Source organism: Endozoicomonas sp. ALD068 (assembly GCF_049310145.1).
Classification (GTDB): domain Bacteria; phylum Pseudomonadota; class Gammaproteobacteria; order Pseudomonadales; family Endozoicomonadaceae; genus Endozoicomonas_A.
Genome location: NZ_JBLYNU010000004.1, coordinates 1,864,844 through 1,888,568, shown reverse-complemented (window position 1 = coordinate 1,888,568; position 23,725 = coordinate 1,864,844). Strand labels below are relative to the sequence as shown.

Below are 23,725 nucleotides of genomic sequence, written 5' to 3'. Positions count from 1 at the left end.
GCCACATCTGTTGTTTTTTTGTTAATTTCAACAGAATTCGATGATGACAGTCTGAGACCGGTGGTATAGTGCACGCCGGAACGATAGTAATGAATTCCCGTGATCAGTGATCAGCCAGAAAGGGAGTCGATGTACCCGTGTCACCCCTGCCTTATCGGGCGACCATGTCATTTTCCAGGAATAATGAACGAATGAAGCAACAATCCTTCGATAAAGACGACCTGCTCCGCTGTTCACAGGGTGAGCTTTTCGGGCCAGGCAATGCCCAACTGCCAGCACCCAACATGCTGATGCTGGACCGTATCGTTCGGATCTCTGAGGAAGGCGGTAAATACGGTAAGGGCGAAATCGTTGCCGAGCTGGATATCACTCCAGACCTTTGGTTCTTCGACTGTCACTTTCCGGGCGACCCGGTTATGCCTGGTTGCCTGGGTCTGGACGCTATGTGGCAGCTGGTCGGTTTTTATCTGGGCTGGATGGGTAATCCCGGTCGTGGCAGGGCGCTGGGCAGCGGTGAAGTCAAATTCACCGGCCAGATTCTGCCAACTAATAAGAAAGTGACCTACCAGATCAATATCAAGCGTATTATCAGTCGCAAACTGGCGCTGGGTATTGCTGATGGAACTGTCAGTGTCGATGGACGTGAGATTTATACTGCCGATGGGCTCCGGGTAGGCCTTTTCCAGAGCACCGACGCATTCTGATTCATTCGGATAATTCAGGTTTAGATTAATGAAACGTGTTGTAGTTACAGGGATCGGCATTACCTCCTGCCTGGGAAACACCCAGAGTGACGTGGCCGACAGTCTCAAACAGGGAAAATCCGGTATCAGCTTTAACGAAAGCTACGCTGAAAAAGGCTTTCGCAGCCAGGTTTCCGGCACTGTCGACATTGACCTTAGCGAGCATATTGATCGTAAAACCCAGCGTTTTATGGGTATGGCGGCTTCTTACGCCTACATCGCCATGAAGCAGGCAATTGAAGATTCTGGCCTGTCAGAAGAACAGGTTTCCAACCCAAGAACTGGCCTGATTGCTGCATCCGGTGGCGCCTCATCCGAAAACATTGTCGAGGCCGCTGACATCATGCGTGAAAAAGGTGTCAAGCGTGTAGGCCCTTACCGTGTCACCCGAACGATGGGCAGCACAGTATCTGCCTGTCTGGCGACCCCATTCAAGATCAAAGGCGTCAATTACTCCATTACTTCTGCCTGTGCTACCAGTGCTCACTGCATCGGTAGTGCGGTTGAACAGATCCAGCTGGGCAAACAGAATGTTGTCTTTGCTGGCGGTGGTGAAGAAGAGCACTGGTCACAGACCGGCCTGTTCGACGCTATGGGCGCACTGAGTTGCAAGTACAACGACAGCCCGGACAAAGCTTCCCGAGCTTACGATGCTGACCGTGACGGATTTGTCATTGCCGGCGGTGGTGGCATGGTGGTTCTGGAAGAACTGGAGCACGCCAAAGCCCGTGGTGCCAAAATTTATGCAGAAGTCGTGGGCTACGGTGCTACTTCTGACGGTTATGACATGGTTGCTCCTTCCGGTGAAGGGGCTTCCCGTTGCATGCGTCTGGCTCTGGAAACGGTTGCCGGTCCTGTCGATTACATCAATACCCACGGTACATCTACTCCCGTTGGTGATGTAGCAGAACTGAAAGCACTGAAAGAAGTCTTTGGTGACACAATGCCTGCCATCAGCTCCACCAAGTCCCTCTCCGGTCACTCTCTGGGAGCGGCTGGTGTCCAGGAAGCGATCTACTGTCTGCTGATGATGAAACACAACTTCATCGCGGCTTCAGCCAACATAGAGACCCTGGACGAGGAAGCCAGAGATCTGCCCATTCTGGTCGGTAAAGCTCGCGAGCAGAAACTGAACCGCATCATGTCTAACAGCTTCGGTTTTGGTGGCACCAACGCTTGTCTGGTATTCCAGAACTACGAAGACTGAAGGGATTCAGATTTCCGGGTGTTTCAGAAGAATGATGGAGCCTGGTTTTATGGTTATGCTCCATCATTTATGTCCGGGAGCTTTGGCTGTGGCAAATTCAACTAACAATGCTCAGATAACGTTTAAAAGCGTCCTCCTCTGCTTCAACGACCATTGCTATGAAGTCTTGATAGCACAGGCTGGTATGAGCTTTATCCAAAGCTTCATAATAAGCAAGACGATTTTCCGCTCTGATAATGACGGGTAAGTAACCACTGCTCATTAAGTCAAAGTTCATCAGCAAGCGGGCTGTACGGCCATTGCCATCGACAAAAGGATGAATTCCTACAAAATCAACATGCAGCCTCGCTGCCCTCTCAACAGGATGGTAATCCTGATTTTCATAGCCATCCACCAGTTCCGTCATTAACGACTGCAAGTGCAGGTGTTCAGGAGGCGTGTTGAGCACCTGCAATCATTACATTTTCCTGTCGATAGCAACCCGCATTAGTGTTATCAATATTTTTTAATAGCAACTGATGAATAGACTTAATCAGTCGTTCACTGAATGGCTCATCTCTTGCGATTACAGACTCTACCCACTCAATGGCCTCCCGGTGATTAATGGCTTCAAAATGCTCCCTGATTGACTTGCCGCCAACAGTAATACCCTCAAGAACCACCTTGGTTTCCTTGAGAGTCAAGGTATTACCCTCTATCGCATTGGAATGATAAGTCCACTCAAGCATCATTGCTTCATGGAGCGACTGGACACTGTTTTTTGGCAGGGGCCTGAGGGCATCCAATTGGGCTTTGAGAGCATCTATGGTTTCAAACATACCGTGAGTAATCCATTGCGATCGTACTTGTGCCCATTATATGGCAAACAGGTTGCTTATGCTCTGGGTCATCAGTAACGGCGCAACTGTCATCCTTTCTATGCCACTCTTTGTTATTCTGGCTTACTTTATGGTTAGTATTAATTAACAAAATAATGAATTACTGTTCGTTTTATCTGTCAATACAACCAAGCCTGAAATGCAGTAGGATGAAAAAGCCGCCTTCCAGGAAGGCGAAGCCAGCTGATCGGGAACTTACAAAAATATCACGGACTGTATGACAATGAACCCAGTGACAGAAACAAACTTACAACTTGCCCCTGCTTTAGCGCAAATAGGCATTTCAGACACTAGAGAGTCAGCACCAAAAGAATTAGCAACTCATCACTTAAAAGCTGATCAAAGCCAGCCATCGCAGGTTGAAGGGAAATCATTATCAGAAAGAAAGATTGGCTCCACCAATAAACTTTTGTTCCTTGATGAAGAGCACCACACGGAAATATTATATGCTAACCAAAAATGCGATGGAACAATCTTTTTTGAACAAATTGACAATCCAGAACTCTACGCTGAAGAAACTCTTGTGTATTGGAAGCTTAAACTTTTACCTTTTACTTTGAATGGAGTCAAACATTATAAAGTGCCAGCTAATACCCCTATTTTAAAGGAAGAATGTTTGGTTTCTTTGCCTTTAACTGAGGAAGCAAATATTGATTCATGTTATTTGAATCAAATAAAAAGCAGGCTGTCCTGTCTCTTTACAAAGGGCTTTGAGAATGTTTGCAAAACGGTTTTTCCTCTTGAAAATAAAGAAATTGATTCTCACGGTTTCTGTCACCAGCTTGTAAATTATTTGGCATTTGGTATGGATAAACAAAAGGATATAAAATTCAATGGGTGGTATGAAAAACTTCCTTTTGCTTCCATTCATACAGATGACAAAACAAAACTATGCATCGGAGATATTCTGCAATTATTTTCAAATGAAAAATTGATTCATAGTCTGTTTTATATCGGAGGTGGAAGATGTATAAGTAAGCATGGTCCGATTGATATATTTTTCCAATCTTTACCTGCTGCTCTGGAGACATACCCTTCAGAATCAATAAGGATCGTTAGATTAGCGCCTGAATATTATTCAAAACAAATACCGTTTAGAGTAAATTACTGATCCTTTTGGTTGCCTCTCTATGCCGATTTAGCTGTGACAGGTGGAAAGGATTTAGCCCCTAATTGAGGACAAATACTTACTTAAAGAGATGAAAGCATGAACGGAATAAATAACAAATCCAGTATTGACAGCTCCACCCCATTAACATCTAATCAACCGCCATCAGAAACACCAACTGTTGTCAGTATGGGTAGAGACATCAGTGTACATAACAAGAGTGAACTTTTGTCAGTCAATATTCCTCCCTCAGAAGGTGCAGCCCAATCAATTGCTCCGGAGAAAAAATCACAGCTTGTTAAGGAAGCTTTAAATGAAGCCACCTCTGTCTTTTCAAGATGTGTCTCACTTCATAATGAGGTAAAGGAAGACAGTAGATTGTTATCTCATGCTACTTCTGAAACATCGACTGCAGACACACAATGTTTGTCTGAAAAACCTCAGGCAGAAGCAAGAGCTGCCACCTTATCTCCATTAGAGTTGAGTATTAATGAACTAAAAGATAAAAATATATGCCACACAACGGTATCAGTTCTTGAAAAACATCTCTCTAAAGAAAAGTATTCAGTAACTCATACCTTCATGTTTGGCGAACAACAATTATACAAGGAATACATCAATGGCAATCCAGAAAATAATTATGCTTTTTCACACAGAATCAGTTACATAAACGATAATGTGAAAGTATATTCTCATGAATTTGTTATTCTGAGGAAAAACAACAGATTCCATATCTTACAGTCGATGGTAGACGCGTTTAGTCTTGATCAATGGCTGAATGGTGACTCTTCAACAATAGTCAAAAATAAAAAAAGCTTAAAAAAAACCAATGATATGATTTTGTTTTATCAGGAGAATAATTTGCCATCACTTTTTTCTAAAGAAAGGGAAGATGAAATAAAAAAAATGACAGAAGATTTAAATAAAATCGAACCATCATTTAATAAAATAATAAAAACAAGAAAAAACAAATCCTGCTCTAAAGCTATTTTTAACCAGAAGATTTTGCCTACATTGTTTTCAACCTTAGGCAATTCGGATGATCGTCCTTACTTTAGAATATTCTCAGCTTCAAGAAGATACTTAGGCATTGATCCAAAATATGAGATGTTTTTCGAAGTATACGATTTCCAAATATAAGTCGTGTTCCCGAAGTAATTCTGACTGAATACAGCAAACCAGTGAGAGTGGACCCATCACTCTACAAGAAAAAAAGGAAAAACCTTCATTTCAGGATTCATTCTCATTACAATTTTGCTGAGCTCGGCAGCAGTTTGAGAAAAGCCAGGTAGTTTCAGTTAAGTACTCAGCCATACGGAATCGAATATTTCTGGCTTATTGGGCAGGTGCTCTGCAAGGCGCAACGACGGGAACATAGCAAGCTATGTGACCAGAGTTGCAACGCATCACGACTGCATGGATGCAGGAGCTAGAGCAACGCAGGAGCAGTTGCCGCGAGTACCTGAACAATAAGTCAGAAAATATGATTTCGTATGGTTGAGTACTTATTGTCCAACTTAAAAAGGTATAACCATGAAAACACGTGCAGCTGTCGCCTGGGGGCCAGGCAAGCCTCTCACTATTGAGGAAGTTGACCTTCAAGAACCCCAGGCTGGCGAAGTCCTGGTAAAATTAACAGCATCCGGCGTATGTCACACCGATGCCTTTACCCTGAGTGGCGAGGACCCTGAGGGTATCTTTCCCTGTATATTGGGTCATGAGGGTGCAGGTGTTGTAGAAGCCGTAGGAGAAGGAGTTACATCCGTCGCGGTGGGTGATCACGTTATCCCGCTATACACTCCGGAATGCGGCGAATGTAAATTTTGTACCTCTGGTAAAACCAATCTCTGTCAGGCCATTCGTGAAACTCAGGGCAAAGGCCTGATGCCGGATGGAACCTCGCGTTTTTCAAAAGATGGGCAGCCCATTTATCACTTTATGGGTACATCAACCTTTGCAGAGCATACGGTATTACCTGAAATTGCCGTGGCAAAAATCAATCAGGCCGCACCATTGGATAAAGTCTGTTTGTTAGCTTGTGGAGTGTCTACCGGTATTGGTGCTGTTCTGAATACAGCTAAGGTGGAAGAGGGAGCTACGGTGGCTATATTTGGTTTGGGCGGTGTTGGCCTGTCGGCAGTTCAGGGCGCTGTGATGGCCAAAGCCGCACGCATTTTAGTGGTGGATATTAATCCCGATAAATTTCAAATGGCCAAAGACCTTGGTGCCACCGATTGCATCAATCCAAAAGATTACGATAAACCGATTCAGGATGTGATTGTGGAACTCACCGGGGGCGGAGTAGATTACTCATTCGAGTGCATCGGTCGAACTGAAACCATGAGAAGCGCCCTGGAGTGCTGTCATAAAGGTTGGGGTGAGTCGACGATTATTGGTGTCGCTGGCGCTGGTCAGGAAATCAGTACCCGTCCCTTTCAATTAGTCACAGGCCGTGTCTGGCGCGGCAGCGCCTTTGGCGGGGTTAAAGGGCGGACGCAACTGCCAGAGTATGTTGAAAAATATATGGCGGGTGAAATTAAAGTCGACGAAATGGTCACCCATACAATGCCGTTAGAAGACATTAATATAGCCTTTGAGCTGATGCATGAAGGTAAATCGATTCGCACTGTCATCGAATATTGACAAATGAGTGAATGAGGCTCGTGAATTCTACTCACCCGCCAGGTAACTTTTTAAGTGAATCAACAGGCAAAACCAGCTATGAAAGAATTATCTCGTGTTAAATGCTTTGGTGGCGTTCAACTACAAAATGAGCATGAAGCTGACACTACCCACTGCACTATGCAGTTCTCGATTTATTTACCCAGTAAAGCCGAATCCGAAAAGGTTCCGGTTCTGTATTGGCTGTCAGGTCTTACCTGTACGGATCAGAACTTTGTGACAAAAGCGGGCGCCCAACAGTTTGCGCAAGAACATGGTGTTGCTATTGTTTGTCCAGATACCAGCCCTCGTGGAGAGGCTGTGGCAGACGATTCCGAAGGCGCCTGGGATTTGGGTTCAGGGGCCGGTTTCTATGTCAATGCAACAGAGCAGCCATGGGCTGAGCACTATCAGATGTACGATTATGTGGTGCACGAACTTCCAGCCCTGATCGAGGCTAACTTTCCCGTTACTGGTAAAAAATCAATCTCAGGGCATTCTATGGGTGGCCACGGCGCCTTGGTGATTGGTCTGAACAATGCCAATCATTATGAGTCAATTTCGGCTTTTGCGCCGATCGTAAACCCCAGTCAGTGCCCATGGGGACAAAAGGCATTTACTTATTATTTAGGGCACAACCAGGACGCATGGCTTGCCTACGACGCCACTGTATTAATTGCGAATCAGGCATACGATCGTGTTTTGCCTATTATGATTAATCAGGGTCTGTCGGACAATTTCTTGCAGCAGCAATTACTGACAAATCATTTCAAGTCGGCGTGTGATAAGGTGAATTACCCCATCCAGCTATCGATGGATGAAGGCTATGACCATAGCTATTTCTATATAGCCAGTTTTATCAGCGATCATATCGCTTTTCATGCCAGGGCCTTAAACTCTTCACTTTAAAAAGACATTTAAAAACTCAGTCTTAAGTACTCAACCATACGAAATCATATTTTCTGACTTATTGTTCAGGCACTCGCGGCAACTGCTCCTGCGTTGCTCTAGCTCCAGCATCCATGCAGTCGTGCTGCGTTGCAACTCTGGTCACATAGCTTGCTATGTTCCCGTCGTTGCGCCTTGCAGAGCACCTGCCCAATAAGCCAGAAATATTCGATTTCGTATGACTGAGTACTTATTGATCATTTTTCGAATCAGAGTCCTGTTTTCTTGTTAACTGCACTTACGACAATGTTATGAACTTTTATCCTGAAAGGAACTCCCAATAAATGGAGAAAATCAATATTGGATGACCTTCAATACAATATCTATGCAATGAAGGATAAATCCAACTTAATAAAAAGGAACATGATATGAATAACTTAAATAGCGCTCCCGGTGCTAACGGACTTCCGGACTTACACTCAACAAAACCTGCTCAGCCGCAGAGCGCATCAACAGGTGTTGGTTTCGGAAAGGTTGTTACTGCAGTTGAACTGAGACAATTTTGTATGGAGCGTTATGAGAGTTTGCAACAGCAAAGCTACCATACTCAAGGCGAAGGAAGCATTGGTCTCCACCGTTCGGTGGCCGTCAGTGCCGATGGCTGCGCGAAGATCTATAATCGGCAGGCCGATGGATCACTAGCAGAGTCCACCGTTCCCACTACAGGTCCTGTCAGCTCAGCCACCTTAAGCCTCAATGGTCTCCATCTGGTAACCATCAGTAACGATTACACGGCAAAAATTTTTGACCTGCAGGCAGACGGATCATGGACAGAAAAAACCGGTATTTGCCATGGTGACAAGATCAGATCAGCCACCTTTAGCAATGATAACAAGCATCTGGTGACCATCAGTGACGATTACACGGCAAAAATTTTTGACCTGCAGGCAGATGGATCATGGATAGAAAAAGCCTGCATTTACCATGATGACAACATCAGATCAGTCACCTTTAGCTCTGATGACAGGCATCTGCTGACCACCAGTGACGATCACACAGCAAATATCTTTGGGTTGACTGACGACGGATCATGGGCAGTAAAAGCCACTATTTACCACAGTGCCAAAATCGGAATAGCCACCTTCAGCGCTGATGACAAACATGTGGTGACCGCCAGTGACGATCACACGGCCAAAGTCTATTGCGAGGTGGCCAACGGATCATGGTCAAAACAAATCACCATTGACCACGATGGGCCGATCGAATCATTAATCTTCTACTACGATGGCCGCATCCTGGAGACCACCAGTGAGGATGGAACGAGGCAACTTACTGCTCTGACTTGAAATGATTGTTGGCTTGGAGGCAGAAGTTCCTGACTGCTCAAAACTGAGTTCGATGCAATAAAACAGGGTGCTTCTGGTTATTTAGCTATGGCTCCTTCCCATGCTGGAGAGGTTGTCGCAAAAGCCCAACAACTCCTTCCCACGCTCTGCGTGGGAAGGAGTCAAACGCATTCCAATAATCAGTCAGCTTTTGCCTGGTCAATACTTTTTGTAATAACACACTTTTTAGCTTTCGTCAGTGTGAATGTATATCGACCCTTATAAGTCATTACATCATCCCCACAAGCTATATAGCCAGGAATTTCAGGATCAAAAAATCCTATTTGTATATTTGAACCAATTTTTATACCTAAGTTCACTAATATAATATTGTCTTCAGTAATCAGTCTGGAGTCTCCTGGTTCGAGAACCCCCCGTAGGTGATCAGTGGCAAAATCGTCTTTAGTTGCAGCAATCGCTGGGTAGACATTGATTCCTTTTTTAGTTGGATCACCTGGGACATTCGAATCGTTTCGGACGGTAAATACAGGGTAAAAATGATGCTGACCTTCTGTGCAAGGGAAAGCAGAGCCTGTAAATTCCCAACCAAGTTCTTTGCTAAGTGTAAAGGTATAATTACAACCTCCTTCATAGTACTTTTGATTTAAAGAACTGTTTAATTTTACATTTATAGGAGTTGGGAACTTATCTACTTTTACTGTGTAGTAATTGGTTTTAGGGTTTACCCCAAAATAGACGCTTCTGTCATGCCTGTCGTATACGACTGAATCCCCATCAAATACTTCTATGGTGTATTCATCTGGATTGTGCAATGCAAAAGAATCAGCAAACAAAGAAAACGGAAAAAATAGCAGCAGAGAAGTTAAAAAGGAGATAATTAATTTCATGATTTCACCCTCGCTATTACTTACCACACTGCCATATGACGATACGGCTCTGTCTAAGTCAAACGCGGCCTCGCCCGAAGCATAAGTACTCAACCATACGAAATCATATTTTCTGACTTACTGTTCAGGCACTCGCGGCAACTGCTCCTGCGTTGCTCTAGCTCCTGCATCCATGCAGTCGTGATGCGTTGCAACTCTGGTCACATACTTGCTATGTTCCCGTCGTTGCGCCTTGCAGAGCACCTACCCAATAAGCCAGAAATATTCGATTCCGTATGGCTGAGTACTTAGCGTATGTGCATATAACATGTGTGGCATGTGTGGGACATCCAATATTTTAGCTCATATTAAGAGTTCTACTGAGCTAAATCCTACCAGAGCATATGTGGAGAGCATATGCAGGTCATTGCGACAGCCTCTGGAGCGTGGGAAGGAATCAAAATGCTCTTAATTGAACTTTTAGTACAAGCAAAAGTCTAACTTAATAACCTAATCAATAATAAAGTCTAAAAGCTATTTGCAAAAAGTTAATACAAGGGAGTACATAACTATGAACATGGAAGCGATTGGTTACATTTCAAAGGTCCTGTTTGACGTACATGACAGAGGTGGCTACTTGATGCATTCAGGCAATGGCTCATCTGTGGGACCCGATTTAAAAATTAAACTTATGGAAGTTTATAATCAGCAGAGCCTTAAATCTTCCAATAAATTTCCGAATGACACACCTATCAATGAAAGAACTGTTGAATTCATTCATATATTGCCCACCCTTGCTCAAACCTCCGATTTTTTTGATAGATTAAACAGGCATGCCGAAAATTTCTGCAGAACGATAGAGAGTAATATTGCTGATTCAATAGAAATACAAGACGCTCTAGAAGAGCTCAACAAGCAATATAGATCGAAGAGGATCAATTTAAAAGAATCTTTAAAGGAACTTAAAGGTGTCGGAAATTTCATAAAATCAATTATAAGTAAAATTTATGACAGAGTTACAATAACTGATAATGAAAAAAAAATATACAAGTTTCTGTTATCCAACATATTAAAGATTGACCAAAATACAGATAATTCAGATGTAGAGTACATTATTAGAACGTTGATAAGATATTTACATCCTGACAAATGTCTTGGTAAGAATAGTGATTTATATTCCTGCATTTTAAGCAATGGATTCGATATTATCAAACAGATAAATAATTTATGGGATGTCGACAAAACAGAGAATTCCAGAAGTCAGAAGGGTATTAGCCATGAATTAACTATTGACTCTTTGATAGAATCGATTGCCAACCTAAACAAAATTGACAACTGCTATCGACTCAAAACTTATGAAAAAATAAAAAAAGAGATGCTGGCACTCAAAGCTAGTGATCTGAAAGATAACCACAAAGAAGAATTATTAATGACGATTATCCAAACCGATTCATCGTCGCTGCTGAAAATAATGATAAATCGCCTATGTATTAATAATTTAAAAATAAACAATGAAACACCGCTTATTTATGCCATCCAGAATTCTGCCGTGGAGATTGTCAAGATATTAATAGAAAAAGAAGATATCAATGCTCTCAGCCTCGAAGGAAAAACACCGCTCCAAATAGCCATTGACTGTTACAAGAAAAAGAAAGATCAGATTTTCACTAGTTGTTTACCTGCGATAATTCTGTTCATATCAGATTATCATAAACTCTCTGTTGATGCTAAGGACTCTGATGGTAAAACCGCATTATGCCATATTGCTTTTCAGGAAAAAATTGATCCAAATAGCCTTCTGATTATAAAAAAACTAATCAGTCTGGGTGCCAATATTGATCAGCCCATTATGCCCGATATAACAGTACGTAGCTTTTTAAAAGGGAAGATAAATAAGAATAAATTTTATGATATAGAGACATTGGCAGATAATCTGTAAGATATAAGAGTGGGAGTTGAATTTCACGGAGATGAGATTGTGGCATTAATTGGCGAGTACAATAAAACTTCTCACAATAATGATAAAGCACGTAAAAAAGTTGAAGAGGCGATCAGCAATAGAAAAACACTTCTTCAGAAAAAAGACTGCAAAAAAACTGTACTGATGGCAGCTATTGAGTCTAACGCACTAAGTTTCATTCAATTACTATTAAAACGATCTGATTTCAGTCTTGACCAGCTAACAACTGAAGGTGATAGTCCATTAGATTATGCAAGAAAAAAAGGTGCTCATACAATTGTCGAATTTCTGTCCGATGTTGTTTCAACAACCGGTGCTTTCCCAACAAATAGTGGGAATACAAAGCAGTCATCAAATAGTCCATTCACTAACACCTCCACTGACGGAGCCACACGTCCGAAAATACAAAAAATGAGCTGATTTAACTAACTCAAGTACGCATCATCCTGAAAATCAGTCACTATAGGTGACATGGCTCGTTCCCACGCTGGAGAGGGTGTCGCAAAACTCTCTCCAGCCTGGGAACGAGTTGACTCCCGTCATTCCCGGCTTCATTCTCGTCATTCCCGGCTTCATTCTCGTCATTCCCGCGAAGGCGGGAATCCACACTGACTCACCACCAGAACCATACTGCCCGGTGTACCCCTGGCCTTGTCATCCCGGAGAAGGCAGAGATCTACCGTTGGCACTGGATTCCCGCCTTCGCGGGAATGACGACTTCAGAGCGTGAGAACGAGCTGTTGAAGTTTTGCAACACACTCGCCCTACGTGGGAATGCATACCTGCCATGAGAAACGGACTCTGCAGCGCGAGCTGGGTATGGGTTCCCACGCTGGGACCCACAGGGTCTAAAAGCATGGGAACCAGTGTTTTGCGACAGCCTCTCTGGTCCGTGGGCACGAGTCAAAATTCTCTTAATTGAACTTTTAGTAGAAGTAAAAGTCTAACTGATGACCTAATCAATAATAAAGTCTAAAAACCATTTACAAAAAATTAATGAAAGGAAGTACATAACTATGAACATGGAAGCGCTTGGTTTGATTTCAAAGGTTCTGTTTGACGAACATAACACAGGTGGCTGCCTGATTCATTCAGGCAACAGCAGATCTGTGGGACGCTTTTTAAAAATTAGACTTATGGAAGTTTATAGTCAGCAGAGCCTTAAATTTTCCAATAAACTTCCGAATGACACACCTATCAATGAAAGAACTATCGAATTCATTCATATATTACCCACCCTTGCTCAAACCTCTGATTTTTTTGATGGATTAAACAGGCATGCCGAAAATTTCTGCAGAACGATAGAGAGTAATATTGCTGATTCAATAGAAATACAAGACGCTCTAGAAGAGCTCAACAAGGAACATAGACCGAAGAGAATCGATTTAAAAGAATCTTTAAGGGAACTTAAAGGTGTCGGAAACTTGATGGATTCAATTCTAAATAAAGTTGAGAACGGAGATAAAATAACCGATAACGAAAAAACAATATTCAAGTTTCTGTTAGCCAACATATTGAAGATTGATCAAAACACAGACAATTCAAATGTAAAGTACATCATCAAAACCTTGACAAAATATTTTCATCCCGATAGATGTTCTGGTAAGAATAGTGATTTATATTCCTGCATTTTAAGCAATGGACTCCGTATTATCGATCACATAAAAATTTTATGGGATGTCGAAAAAACAGAGAATTCCAGAAGTCAGAAGGGTATTAGCCATGAATTAACTATTGACTCTTTGATAGAATCGATTGCCAACCTAAAAAAACTTTCCAGTATGCATCGATTCGAAGCTTATGAAAAAATAAGAAAAGAGATACTGGCAATCAAGGCTAGTGATCTGAAAGATAACGACAAAGAAAGATTATTTATGTCGATTATCCAAGCCGACTCATCAGATTTGATGGAAATAATGATAAATCGCTTGAGTATTAATAATTTAAAAGTCAACAATGAAACACCGCTTATTTATGCTATCCAGAATACTGCCGTGGAGGCTATCAAGATATTAATAGAAAAAGAAGATATCAATGCTCCCGGCCTCGAAAGAATAACACCACTCCAAGTAGCTATTCACTGTTACAAGAAAAGCAAAGATAAGAATGCCAATAGTGATTTTACTGAGATAATTCAGTCCCTATTAGATTGTCATAAACTCTGCGTTGATGCTAAAGACTTTGAGGGCAAGACCGCATTATGCCATATTGCCCTTCAGAAAGAAATTGATTCAACAAGCCTTGAGATTATTAACAAACTAATCAATCTGGGTGCCAATATTGATCAGTGCATTATACGCGATATAACAGTACGTAGCTTTATAAAGAGGAGGCTAAACGAGAAGCAATTTTGTGACATAGAAACATTGGTAGATAATCTGGAAGACTTCAGAAATGGCCGGTTTCCATTGATACCATCGATTGCCAACCTAAAAAAACTTTCCAGTATAGATCGATTCGAAGCTTCTGAAAAAATAAGAAAAGAGATGCTGGCACTCAAGGCTAGTGATCTGAAAGATAACTACAAAGAAAGATTATTAAGGTCGATTATAAAAGCCGACTCATCAGAGCTGATAAAAATAATGATAAATCGGCTAAGTATTAGTAATTTAAAAGTCAACAATGAAACACCGCTTATTTATGCTATCCAGAATACTGCCGTGGAGGTTATCAAGATATTAATAGAAAAAGAAGATATCAATGCTCCCGGCCTCGAAAGAATAACACCACTCCAAGTAGCTATTCACTGTTACAAGAAAAGGAAAGATAAGAATGCGAATAGTGATTTTATTGAGATAATTCAGTCCCTATTAGATTCTCATAAACTCTGCGTTGATGCTAAAGACTTTGAGGGCAATACCGCATTATGCCATATTGCCCTTCAGAAAGAAATTGATTCAACAAGCCTTGAGATTATTAACAAACTAATCAATCTGGGCGCCAATATTGATCAGCGCATTATACGCGATATAACAGTACGTAGCTTTATAAAGAGGAGGCTAAACGAAAAGCAATTTTATGATATAGAGACATTGGCAGATAATCTGTAAGATTTAAGAGTGGGAGTTGAATTTCACGGAGATGACATTGTGGCATTAATTGACGAGTACAATAAAACTTCTCACAATAATGATAAAGCACTTAAAAAAGTTGAAGAGGCGATCAGCAATAGAAAAACACTTCTTCAGAAAAAAGACTGCAAAAAAACTGTACTGATGGCAGCTATTGAGTCTAACGCACTAAGTTTCATTCAATTACTATTAAAACGATCTGATTTCAGTCTTGACCAGCTAACAACTGAAGGTGATAGTCCATTAGATTATGCAAGAAAAAAAGGTGCTCATACAATTGTCGAATTTCTGTCCGATGTTGTTTCAACAACCGGTGCTTTCCCAACAAATAGTGGGAATACAAAGCAGTCATCAAATAGTCCATTCACTAACACCTCCACTGACGGAGCCACACCTCCGAAAATACAAAAAATGAGCTGATTTAACTAACTCAAGTACGCATCATCCTGAAAATCAGTCACTATAGGTGACATGGCTCGTTCCCACGCTGGAGAGGGTGTCGCAAAACTCTCTCCAGCCTGGGAACGAGTTGACTCCCGTCATTCCCGGCTTCATTCTCGTCATTCCCGGCTTCATTCTCGTCATTCCCGCGAAGGCGGGAATCCACACTGACTCACCACCAGAACCATACTGCCCGGTGTACCCCTGGCCTTGTCATCCCGGAGAAGGCAGAGATCCACCGTTGGCACTGGATTCCCGCCTTCGCGGGAATGACGACTTCAGAGCGTGAGAACGAGCTGTTGAAGTTTTGCAACACACTCGCCCTACGTGGGAATGCATACCTGCCATGAGAAACGGACTCTGCAGCGCGAGCTGGGTATGGGTTCCCACGCTGGGACCCACAGGGTCTAAAAGCATGGGAACCAGTGTTTTGCGACAGCCTCTCTGGTCCGTGGGCACGAGTCAAAATTCTCTTAATTGAACTTTTAGTAGAAGTAAAAGTCTAACGGATGACCTAATCAATAATAAAGTCTAAAAACCATTTACAAAAAATTAATGAAAGGAAGTACATAACTATGAACATGGAAGCGCTTGGTTTGATTTCAAAGGTTCTGTTTGACGAACATAACACAGGTGGCTGCCTGATTCATTCAGGCAACAGCAGATCTGTGGGACGCTTTTTAAAAATTAGACTTATGGAAGTTTATAGTCAGCAGAGCCTTAAATTTTCCAATAAACTTCCGAATGACACACCTGTCAATGAAAGAACTATCGAATTCATTCATATATTACCCACCCTTGCTCAAACCTCTGATTTTTTTGATGGATTAAACAGGCATGCCGAAACTTTCTGCAGAACGATAGAGAGCAATATTGCTGATTCGATAGAAATACAAGACGCTCTAGAAGAGATCAATAAGCAACAAAGATCAAAGAGGATTAATTTAAAAGAATCTTTAAGGGAACTTAAAGGTGTCGGAAACTACATAGAATCAATTCTAAATAAAGTTGAGAACGGAGTTACAATAACTGATAACGAAAAAACAATATTCAAGTTTCTGTTAGCCAACATATTGAAGATTGATCAAAATTCAGACAATTCAAATGTAGAGTACATTATTAAAACGTTAACAAAATATTTTCATCCCGATAGATGTTCTGGTAAGAATAGTGATTTATATTCCTGCATTTTAAGCAATGGACTCCGTATTATCGATCACATAAAAATTTTATGGGATGTCGAAAAAACAGAGAATTCCAGAAGTCAGAAGGGTATTAGCCATGAATTAACTATTGACTCTTTGATAGAATCGACTGCCAACCTAAAAAAACTTTCCGGTTTAGATCGATTCGAAGCTTATGAAAAAATAAGAAAAGAAATACTGGCAATAAAGGCTAGTGTTCTGAAAGATAACTACAAAGAAAGATTATTTATGTCGATTATCCAAGCCGACTCATCAGATCTGATGGAATTAATAATAAATCGCCTGGGTATTAATAATTTAAAAGTCAACAATGAAACACCGCTTATTTATGCTATCCAGAATGCTGCCGTGAAGGTTGTCAGGATATTAATAGAAAAACAAGATATCAATGCTCCCGGCCTCGAAGGAAAAACACCACTCCAAGTAGCTATTGACTGTTACAAGAAAAGGAAAGATAAGGATACCGATCGTAATTGTACTAGTGATTTTACCAGGATAATTCAGTCCCTATTAGATTGTCATAAACTCTGCGTTGATGCTAAAGACTTTCGGGGCAAGACCGCATTGTGCCATATTGCCCATCAGAAAAAAATTGATTCAACAAGCTTTGAGATTATTAACAAACTAATCACTCTGGGTGGCAATATTGATCAGCCCATTATGCCCGATATAACAGTACGTAGCTTTTTAAAAGGGAAGCTAAAGAAGCAGGAATTTTATGATATAGAGACATTGGCAGACAATCTGGAAGACTTCAGAAATGGCCGGTTTCCGTTGATACCATCGATTGCCAAACTAAACACACTTACCAGCATGGATCGATTTGAAGCTTATGAAATAATAAGAAAAGAGATGCTGTCACTCAAAGCTAGTGATCTGAAAGATAACTACAAAGAAAGATTATTAATGTCGATTATCCAAGCCGACTCATCAGATCTGATGGAAATAATGATAAATCGCTTGAGTATTAATAATTTAAAAGTCAACAATGAAACACCGCTTATTTATGCTATCCAGAATACTGCCGTGAAGGTTGTCAAGATATTAATAGAAAAAGAAGATATCAATGCTCCCGGCCTCAAAGGAATAACACCGCTCCAAGTAGCTATTGACTGTTACAAAAAAAGCAAAGACAGGAATGCCAATAGTGATTTTACTGAGATAATTCAGTCACTATTAGATTCTCATAAACTCTGCGTTGATGCTAAGGACTCTGAGGGTAAGACTGCATTAGGCCATATTGCCTTGCAGATAAAGATTAACTCAACAAGCCTTGAGATCATTAACAAACTAATCAATCTGGGTGCGAATATTGACCAGCCCATTAAATACGATATCACAGTACGTAGCTTTATAAAGAGGAAGCTAAACGAGCAGCAATTTTATGATATAGAGACATTGGCAGATAATCTGAAAGATACAAGAGTGGGAGTTGAATTTCACGGAGATAAAATCGTAGCATTAATTGGCGAGTATAATAAAACTTCTCACAATTATGATAAAGCACGTAAAAAAGTTGAAGAGGCGATCAGCAATAGAAAAACACTTCTTCAGAAAAAAGGCTGCAAAAAAACTGTACTGATGGCAGCTATTGAGTCTGATTCACTAAGTTTCATCCAATTACTATTAAAACGATCTGACTTCACTCTTGACCAGTTAACAACTGAAGGTGATAGTCCATTAGATTATGCAAGAAAAAAAGGTGCTCATACAATTATCGAATTTCTGTCCGATGTTGTTTCAACAGCCGGTGCTTTCCCAACAAATAGTGGGAATACAATGAAATCATCTAAGCGTCCGTTCACTAACACCTCGACTGACGGAGCCACACCTCCGAAAATACAAAAAATGAGCTGATTTAAATAACTCAAGTTACGCACCATCCTGGAAATCAGCCATTCTGCCAGTGTCAGATAATAAAATTTTGTTGGTTTTACTTATCAACCTGTTATGAACTTCCCTGCAAAAATCGAATCTAAATTCAAGTATCAACTATAGCGCCCCTTGCTTATCAAGGATGAAATACTCACTTTCAAGGAACAAAACATGAATAAAATAGACAATAGCTCCATCGTTCAAGGCCCTCACTCGCCACCACCCAAACGAGCTCGATTGGATACATCAGCGGTTACAAGGGCAGGAAGGAGCATCATGGTATCTGGCATGGAAGAAAAAGAAAAACCTTCATTATCAGTTATATCCCCGTCATCATCTGCCATGATTCTTCACGATTTGGAGCCTCGGGATATCCGCAGTTCAGAACGGGTTTGTCCCCCCCTTCGCGAGACTGTCATAGCTGATAAGGCTCTGGCAAAAGACTGGTATCGTCGGTTTTCTTCAGCACAGCAGTGTCGACTAGGCACTGCCATCAAAACAAAAGATGATAATCAACTTCGTGATTGGTTAGAGTCGTTCTCGAATGACCGGGCGTTGGTGGAGTCACTCATAAATCTCGATCGCGAGGATAGTTGTTTCCCTGCCCGGTTATATTCCACCAAAATCAGGCTGATGTCCGAATGTAAAACATTTAATTTGCTGACAAAAGCCACCATTCACGGAAAAAAACGTATCGCCTCAGCCGCACTCAGTTCCGACGGCCGCTATCTGGTAGCCGTCAATTACCAAAACAAGGCAAAAATCTATCGCCACATGACTGATGGATCATGGGAAAAAGTAACCACCATTTCCCATAAAAGCTTTGTCTACTCAGCTATTTTCAGCCTCGACGGGAAGCATGTGTTGACCGCCAGCCGCGATGGCACAGCAAAAATATATAGTTTGGGGTACGAAGAAGCATGGAAACTGGATGAATCATGGCAACCAAAAGCCATCATTTCCCATGATACCATGGTTCTATCAGCCAACTTTAGCGCCGATAGCCAACATGTGATAACCCACAGTTCGGATGGAAAGGTGCAAATCCATAGCCAGATAGACGATGGATCATGGCAATTGACAGCCACATTTTCCCATAATGATGGTGTCGAATCGGCCAGCTTCAGCCCTGATAGCCGCTATGCAGTCACCGCCAGTTGGGATAGTACGGCGAAAATCCTTGCCCGGAAGACCGATGGATCATGGGAAGAAGAAGCCATCATTGACCATGAGAGTAGTGTCTTATCAGCCACCTTCAGCCCTGATAACCGCCATCTCGTGACCACCAGTAGTGATTGCACTGTAAAAATCCATAGCCGCAGAGACAATGGTTCATGGGAATTAACCGCCATATTTCTCCATAATGCTATTGTCGAATCAGCCACCTTCAGTCCCGACTGCCGTCATTTGGTGACTGTCGGCTATGATGGCACAGTGAAAATCTACGCCCGGAAAGACAATGGATCATGGCTAGTAAAAGCCATCATTCACCATAAGGGTCGCGTCAGGTCAGCCGCCTTCAGCCTTGATGGCCTCCATTTCGTGACCGCCAGTGACGACGGCACGGCGAAAATCATTGGTCAGCTGCCCGATGGGTCATGGGTAGAAAAAGCCTGCATTTCCCATGATGGCTGGGTTCTATCAGCCAGCTTTAGCGACGATGGCAGTCATGTGCTGACCGCTGGTGGCCACATGGTGAAAATCACTGAACTAAAGCGGAGTGATTTATTGCCTGCCCCACCCCTTTTACAGCGTACCTGTACAATCTTGTGATTTTTCTTACTCAACAGGGTGGTCAATGGTTGGATTCTAGCTGGATCAATATTAAACGTCGCTGCTCATTGAGGATACGTACCTGCTTTCAGAGAAAAAAATATGAATGGAATAGACAATAACCCCAGAATTGAAGTTTCACACTCGCCTCCTAAACGAGCTCATTTGCAAACACCAGAGGGTAACCATGCAGACAGGAGCGTCAGGGTACCTGACCAGAAAATAGAAGATAAACCTTCATTGCAGGCTTTAACCCCATTACCACTTTCCATGATTTTTTCCTATTTGGAGTTTAGAGATATCCGCAGCCTGGAACTTACCTGTACCATCCTTCGCACGGCTGTCAAAAAGGATAACGCTCTGGCAAAAGCCTGGTATCGTCGGTTTCCTTCACCACAGCAGTATCAACTAAGAACAGCCATCAAAACAAAAGATGCTACTCAACTCCGTGATTGGTTAAAGTCGTTCACGAATAATCAGGCGTTGTTGAAGTCACTCACAGGCCTCAACCCGGTGGGGGTTTCTGTGCCTGCTCAGTTATATTTCACCAGAGCCAGGCTGATGTCCGAATATAAAATATTTAATTTGGTGAGAAAAGACACCATTTACGAAAATGAATCAGTCGACTCAGCCGTCCTCAGTGTCGATGGCCGCCATCTGTTAATCGCCAACTGCGATTATGCAGCAAAAATCTACCGCCGCATGGCTGATGGATCATGGGAAACAAACACCATCATTCCCCATGGAAGAAGGATCCGCACAGCTATTTTCAGCCCCGATGGGGAGCAAGTTTTAACCGCCAGTTGGGATGACACAGCAAAAATATACCGTCTGGGGTGCGATGGGTCATGGTCAGAAAAAGCCTGCATTTTCCATAATGGCTCGGTTATAAAAGCCAGCTTTAGCGCCAATGGCCGCCATGTGATAACCAACAGCTCGGATAAAACGGCGCAAATCCATAGCCGGAAGGACGATGGATCATGGCAATTGACAGCCACATTTTTCCATGATAATGCTGTTTACTCAGGTAACCTGAGCCCCGATGGCCACCATCTGGTCACCGCCAGTTGGGACAAGACAGCGAAAATCCATCGCCAGAAGACCGATGGATCATGGGAAGAAGCAGTCTTCACTTTTTACCATCAGGATCGAGTCAGTTCAGCCGCCTTCAGCCCTGATGGCCACCATCTGGTGACCGCCAGCGACGATGGCACAGCAAAAATCATCAGCCAGCAGCCCGATGGCTCATGGTTAGAAATAGCCTGCTTTTCCCATGATAAGAAGGTTCTATCAGCCAGCTTCAGCCCCGACTGCCGTCATTTGGTGACCTGCAGTGATTGCAAAGTGAAAATCTACGGCCAGAAAAATAATGGAAAATGGGTAGAAAAAGCCATCTTTAAACATGAGGATCCTGTCACCTCAGCGACCTTCAGCCCTGATGGCCGCCATTTGGTGACCGCCAGTGATGATGGCACAGCGAAAATCATTGGTCTGCAGCTCGATGGCTCATGGTTAGAAAAAGCCTGCATTTCCCATGGATACTGGGTTATATCAGCCTGTTTTAGCGACGATGGCAGTCATGTGGTGACCGCTGGTGACAACACGGCGATAATCACTGAACTACAGTGGAGTGATTTATTGCCTGCTGCCCCACCCCTTCTTCAGCGTATCTGTACAATCTTGTGATTTTTCTTACTCAACACGGGTGGTCAATGAGTGACACCATACGGCCTGTGTTGAAAAAAATAAATTTTGTTAGCTGCACTTAACAACATGTCATGAACTTTCATTCTAAAACCGATTCTAAACCGCTGGATCAATATTAAACGTCGCTGCTCATTGAGGATACGTACCTGCTTTCAGAGAAAAAAATATGAATGGAATAGACAATAACCCCAGAATTGAAGTTTCACACTCGCCTCCCAAGCGAGCTCAATTGCAAACACCAGAGGGTAACCATGCAGACAGGAGGGTCAGGGTACCTGACCAGAAAAGAAAGGATAAACCTTCATTGCAGTTTTTATCCCCATTATCACTTTCCATGATTTTTTCATATTTGGAGCTTAGGGATATCCGCAGCATAGAACGTACCTGTACCTTTCTTCACGAGGCTGTCAAAGAGGATAAGGCTCTGGCAAAAGCCTGGTACCGTCAGTTTCCTTCACCACAGCAGTATCAACTAAGAACAGCCATCAAAACAAAAGATGCTACTCAACTCCGTGATTGGTTAAAGTCGTTCACGAATAATCAGACATTGTTGAAGTCACTCACAGACCTCAACCCGGTGGGGGCTTCTGTGCCTGCTCAGTTATATTTCACCAGAGCCAGGCTGATGTCCGAATATAAAATATTTAATTTGGTGAGAAAAGATACCATTCACGCAAATGAATGTGTCGACTCAGCCGCCCTCAGTGTCGATGGCCGCCATCTGTTAATCGCCAGTTTCGATTATACAGCAAAAATCTACCGCCGCATGGCTGATGGATCATGGGAAACAAACACCACCATTCCCCATGGAAGAAGGGTCGTCTCAGCTATTTTCAGCCCCGATGGGGAGCAAGTGTTAACCGCCAGTTGGGATGGCACAGCGAAAATATACCGTCTGGGGTGCGATGGATCATGGTCAGAAAAAGCCTGCATTTTCCATAATGACTCGGTTCTGGCAGCCAGCTTTAGCAGCAATGGCCGCCATGTGATAACCAACAGTTCGGACAGAACGGCGCAAATCCATAGCCGGAAGGACGATGGATCATGGCAATTGACAGCCACATTTTTCCATAATGAAGCTGTTTACTCAGGCAACTTGAGCCCCGATGGCCACCATGTAGCCACCGCCAGTTGGGACAAGACAGTGAAAATACATCGCCAGAAAACCGATGGATCATGGGAAGAAGCAGCCTTCACTTTTAACCATCAGAATCGTGTCAGTTCAGCCACCTTCAGCCCTGATGGCCGCCACCTGGTGACTGCCAGCGAAGATGGCACGGCGAAAATCATTAGTCAGCAGCCCGATGGCTCATGGTTAGAAATAGCCTGTATTTCCCATGATCACACGGTTCTATCAGCCACCTTCAGCCCCGATAACCACCATGTGGTCACCACCAGTTGGGATAATACAGTGAAAATCCATCGCCAGAAAAACAATGGATCATGGGTAATAAAAGCCACCTTTAAACATAATGATCCTGTCAGCTCAGCGGCCTTCAGCCCTGATGGCCGCCATTTGGTGACCGCCAGTAATGATGGCACAGCGAAAATCATTGGTCTGCAGCGCGATGGGTCATGGTTAGAAAAAGCCCGCATTTCCCATGGATACCGGGTTATGTCAGCCAGTTTTAGCGACGGTGGCAGTCATGTGGTGACCGCTGGTGGCAACAAGGTGATAATCACTGAACTACAGTGGAGTGATTTATTGCCTGCTGCCCCACCCCTTCTTCAGCGTATCTGTACCATCTTGTGATTTTTCTTACTCAAGAGGGTGTCGCAAAACTTCAACAGCTCGTTCTCACGCTCTGAAGTCGTCATTCCCGCGAAGGCGGGAATCCAGCGCCAACAGTGGGTCTCTGCCTTCTCGGGGATGACAAGGCCGGGGGGCACCGGGCAGTATGGTTCTGGTGGTGAGTCAGTGTGGATTCCCGCTTTCGCGGGAATGACGAGAAACTTCACCAGATGTCATGAACTTTCATTCTAAAACCAACTCTAA

21 protein-coding genes are annotated in these 23,725 nt (G+C 42.8%); 17 read left to right on the top strand and 4 right to left on the bottom strand.

Annotated elements, in window-relative coordinates; genetic code table 11:
- Window positions 1–191 precede the first annotated feature (191 nt).
- Together fabA and fabB are read left to right on the top strand one after the other, a co-directional pair.
- Window positions 192–704: a 3-hydroxyacyl-[acyl-carrier-protein] dehydratase FabA gene (gene fabA / locus ACO6V5_RS06725; RefSeq protein WP_317146541.1), complete on the top strand. Its 513-nt coding sequence runs from the start codon at window positions 192–194 to the stop codon at window positions 702–704.
- A 28-nt stretch (window positions 705–732) separates the two neighbouring features.
- On the top strand, window positions 733–1,950 hold the full coding sequence (gene fabB / locus ACO6V5_RS06720) for a beta-ketoacyl-ACP synthase I (protein WP_422133793.1): 1,218 nt from the start codon (window positions 733–735) through the stop codon (window positions 1,948–1,950).
- 97 nt (window positions 1,951–2,047) lie between these two features.
- On the opposite strand, the gene ACO6V5_RS06715 is transcribed toward fabB, so the two are convergent.
- Window positions 2,048–2,344 carry a Fic family protein gene (locus ACO6V5_RS06715; RefSeq protein WP_422492075.1) on the bottom strand — a complete coding sequence of 99 codons (297 nt, stop codon included), beginning with the start codon at window positions 2,342–2,344 and terminating at the stop codon, window positions 2,048–2,050.
- Window positions 2,345–2,378: 34 nt separating this feature from the next.
- Entirely contained in the window at window positions 2,379–2,768 is a 390-nt protein-coding gene (locus tag ACO6V5_RS06710) for a Fic family protein (RefSeq protein WP_422133795.1), read from the bottom strand.
- Between the two features lie 283 nt (window positions 2,769–3,051).
- On the opposite strand from ACO6V5_RS06710, the gene ACO6V5_RS06705 reads away from it, so the two are divergent.
- The 5 genes from ACO6V5_RS06705 (at window position 3,052) to ACO6V5_RS06685 (ending at window position 8,831) form a co-directional block, all read left to right on the top strand.
- Window positions 3,052–3,939, top strand: coding sequence for a hypothetical protein (locus ACO6V5_RS06705; RefSeq protein ID WP_422137986.1), 888 nt, complete (start codon window positions 3,052–3,054; stop codon window positions 3,937–3,939).
- A gap of 96 nt (window positions 3,940–4,035) precedes the next feature.
- Window positions 4,036–5,076 (top strand): hypothetical protein, encoded by a 1,041-nt coding sequence (locus tag ACO6V5_RS06700; RefSeq protein WP_422410568.1) that lies wholly within the window; start codon window positions 4,036–4,038, stop codon window positions 5,074–5,076.
- A 393-nt stretch (window positions 5,077–5,469) separates the two neighbouring features.
- Window positions 5,470–6,579 (top strand): S-(hydroxymethyl)glutathione dehydrogenase/class III alcohol dehydrogenase, encoded by a 1,110-nt coding sequence (locus ACO6V5_RS06695; protein WP_422137988.1) that lies wholly within the window; start codon window positions 5,470–5,472, stop codon window positions 6,577–6,579.
- A gap of 78 nt (window positions 6,580–6,657) precedes the next feature.
- Complete coding sequence (gene fghA, locus ACO6V5_RS06690) at window positions 6,658–7,506, top strand: S-formylglutathione hydrolase (protein WP_422410572.1); 849 nt, start codon at window positions 6,658–6,660, stop codon at window positions 7,504–7,506.
- A gap of 407 nt (window positions 7,507–7,913) precedes the next feature.
- Window positions 7,914–8,831 carry a WD40 repeat domain-containing protein gene (locus ACO6V5_RS06685; RefSeq protein ID WP_422133799.1) on the top strand — a complete coding sequence of 306 codons (918 nt, stop codon included), beginning with the start codon at window positions 7,914–7,916 and terminating at the stop codon, window positions 8,829–8,831.
- Window positions 8,832–9,010: 179 nt separating this feature from the next.
- Here ACO6V5_RS06685 and ACO6V5_RS06680 read toward each other — a convergent pair whose 3' ends face one another.
- On the bottom strand, window positions 9,011–9,718 hold the full coding sequence (locus ACO6V5_RS06680; RefSeq protein WP_422133800.1) for a hypothetical protein: 708 nt from the start codon (window positions 9,716–9,718) through the stop codon (window positions 9,011–9,013).
- A 550-nt stretch (window positions 9,719–10,268) separates the two neighbouring features.
- On the opposite strand from ACO6V5_RS06680, the gene ACO6V5_RS06675 reads away from it, so the two are divergent.
- The 10 genes from ACO6V5_RS06675 to ACO6V5_RS06630 all read left to right on the top strand — a co-directional run bounded on the left by ACO6V5_RS06675 (window position 10,269) and on the right by ACO6V5_RS06630 (window position 23,482).
- Window positions 10,269–11,636, top strand: a complete 1,368-nt coding sequence (locus ACO6V5_RS06675) for an ankyrin repeat domain-containing protein (RefSeq protein WP_422137991.1) — start codon at window positions 10,269–10,271, stop codon at window positions 11,634–11,636.
- Window positions 11,637–11,645: 9 nt separating this feature from the next.
- Entirely contained in the window at window positions 11,646–12,077 is a 432-nt protein-coding gene (locus ACO6V5_RS06670) for an ankyrin repeat domain-containing protein (protein WP_422441804.1), read from the top strand.
- Between the two features lie 109 nt (window positions 12,078–12,186).
- On the top strand, window positions 12,187–12,387 hold the full coding sequence (locus ACO6V5_RS06665; RefSeq protein ID WP_422492074.1) for a hypothetical protein: 201 nt from the start codon (window positions 12,187–12,189) through the stop codon (window positions 12,385–12,387).
- 286 nt (window positions 12,388–12,673) lie between these two features.
- Window positions 12,674–14,707 (top strand): ankyrin repeat domain-containing protein, encoded by a 2,034-nt coding sequence (locus ACO6V5_RS06660; RefSeq protein WP_422441806.1) that lies wholly within the window; start codon window positions 12,674–12,676, stop codon window positions 14,705–14,707.
- Between the two features lie 39 nt (window positions 14,708–14,746).
- On the top strand, window positions 14,747–15,148 hold the full coding sequence (locus ACO6V5_RS06655) for an ankyrin repeat domain-containing protein (protein ID WP_422441807.1): 402 nt from the start codon (window positions 14,747–14,749) through the stop codon (window positions 15,146–15,148).
- A 109-nt stretch (window positions 15,149–15,257) separates the two neighbouring features.
- A complete protein-coding gene (locus ACO6V5_RS06650; protein ID WP_422475173.1) occupies window positions 15,258–15,458 on the top strand; it encodes a hypothetical protein in 201 nt (66 codons plus the stop codon).
- 286 nt (window positions 15,459–15,744) lie between these two features.
- Window positions 15,745–18,231 (top strand): ankyrin repeat domain-containing protein, encoded by a 2,487-nt coding sequence (locus tag ACO6V5_RS06645; RefSeq protein WP_422413752.1) that lies wholly within the window; start codon window positions 15,745–15,747, stop codon window positions 18,229–18,231.
- Between the two features lie 189 nt (window positions 18,232–18,420).
- On the top strand, window positions 18,421–20,022 hold the full coding sequence (locus tag ACO6V5_RS06640; RefSeq protein ID WP_422413754.1) for a WD40 repeat domain-containing protein: 1,602 nt from the start codon (window positions 18,421–18,423) through the stop codon (window positions 20,020–20,022).
- 102 nt (window positions 20,023–20,124) lie between these two features.
- A complete protein-coding gene (locus tag ACO6V5_RS06635) occupies window positions 20,125–21,708 on the top strand; it encodes an F-box/WD repeat-containing protein (protein WP_422137997.1) in 1,584 nt (527 codons plus the stop codon).
- 187 nt (window positions 21,709–21,895) lie between these two features.
- The gene (locus ACO6V5_RS06630) at window positions 21,896–23,482 is read left to right on the top strand and encodes an F-box/WD repeat-containing protein (RefSeq protein WP_422133811.1); all 1,587 of its coding nucleotides are present in this window, start codon (window positions 21,896–21,898) and stop codon (window positions 23,480–23,482) included.
- On the opposite strand, the gene ACO6V5_RS06625 is transcribed toward ACO6V5_RS06630, so the two are convergent.
- On the bottom strand, window positions 23,458–23,688 hold the full coding sequence (locus tag ACO6V5_RS06625; RefSeq protein WP_422133812.1) for a hypothetical protein: 231 nt from the start codon (window positions 23,686–23,688) through the stop codon (window positions 23,458–23,460). The genes ACO6V5_RS06630 and ACO6V5_RS06625 overlap by 25 nt on opposite strands.
- Between the last annotated feature and the right edge of the window lie 37 nt (window positions 23,689–23,725).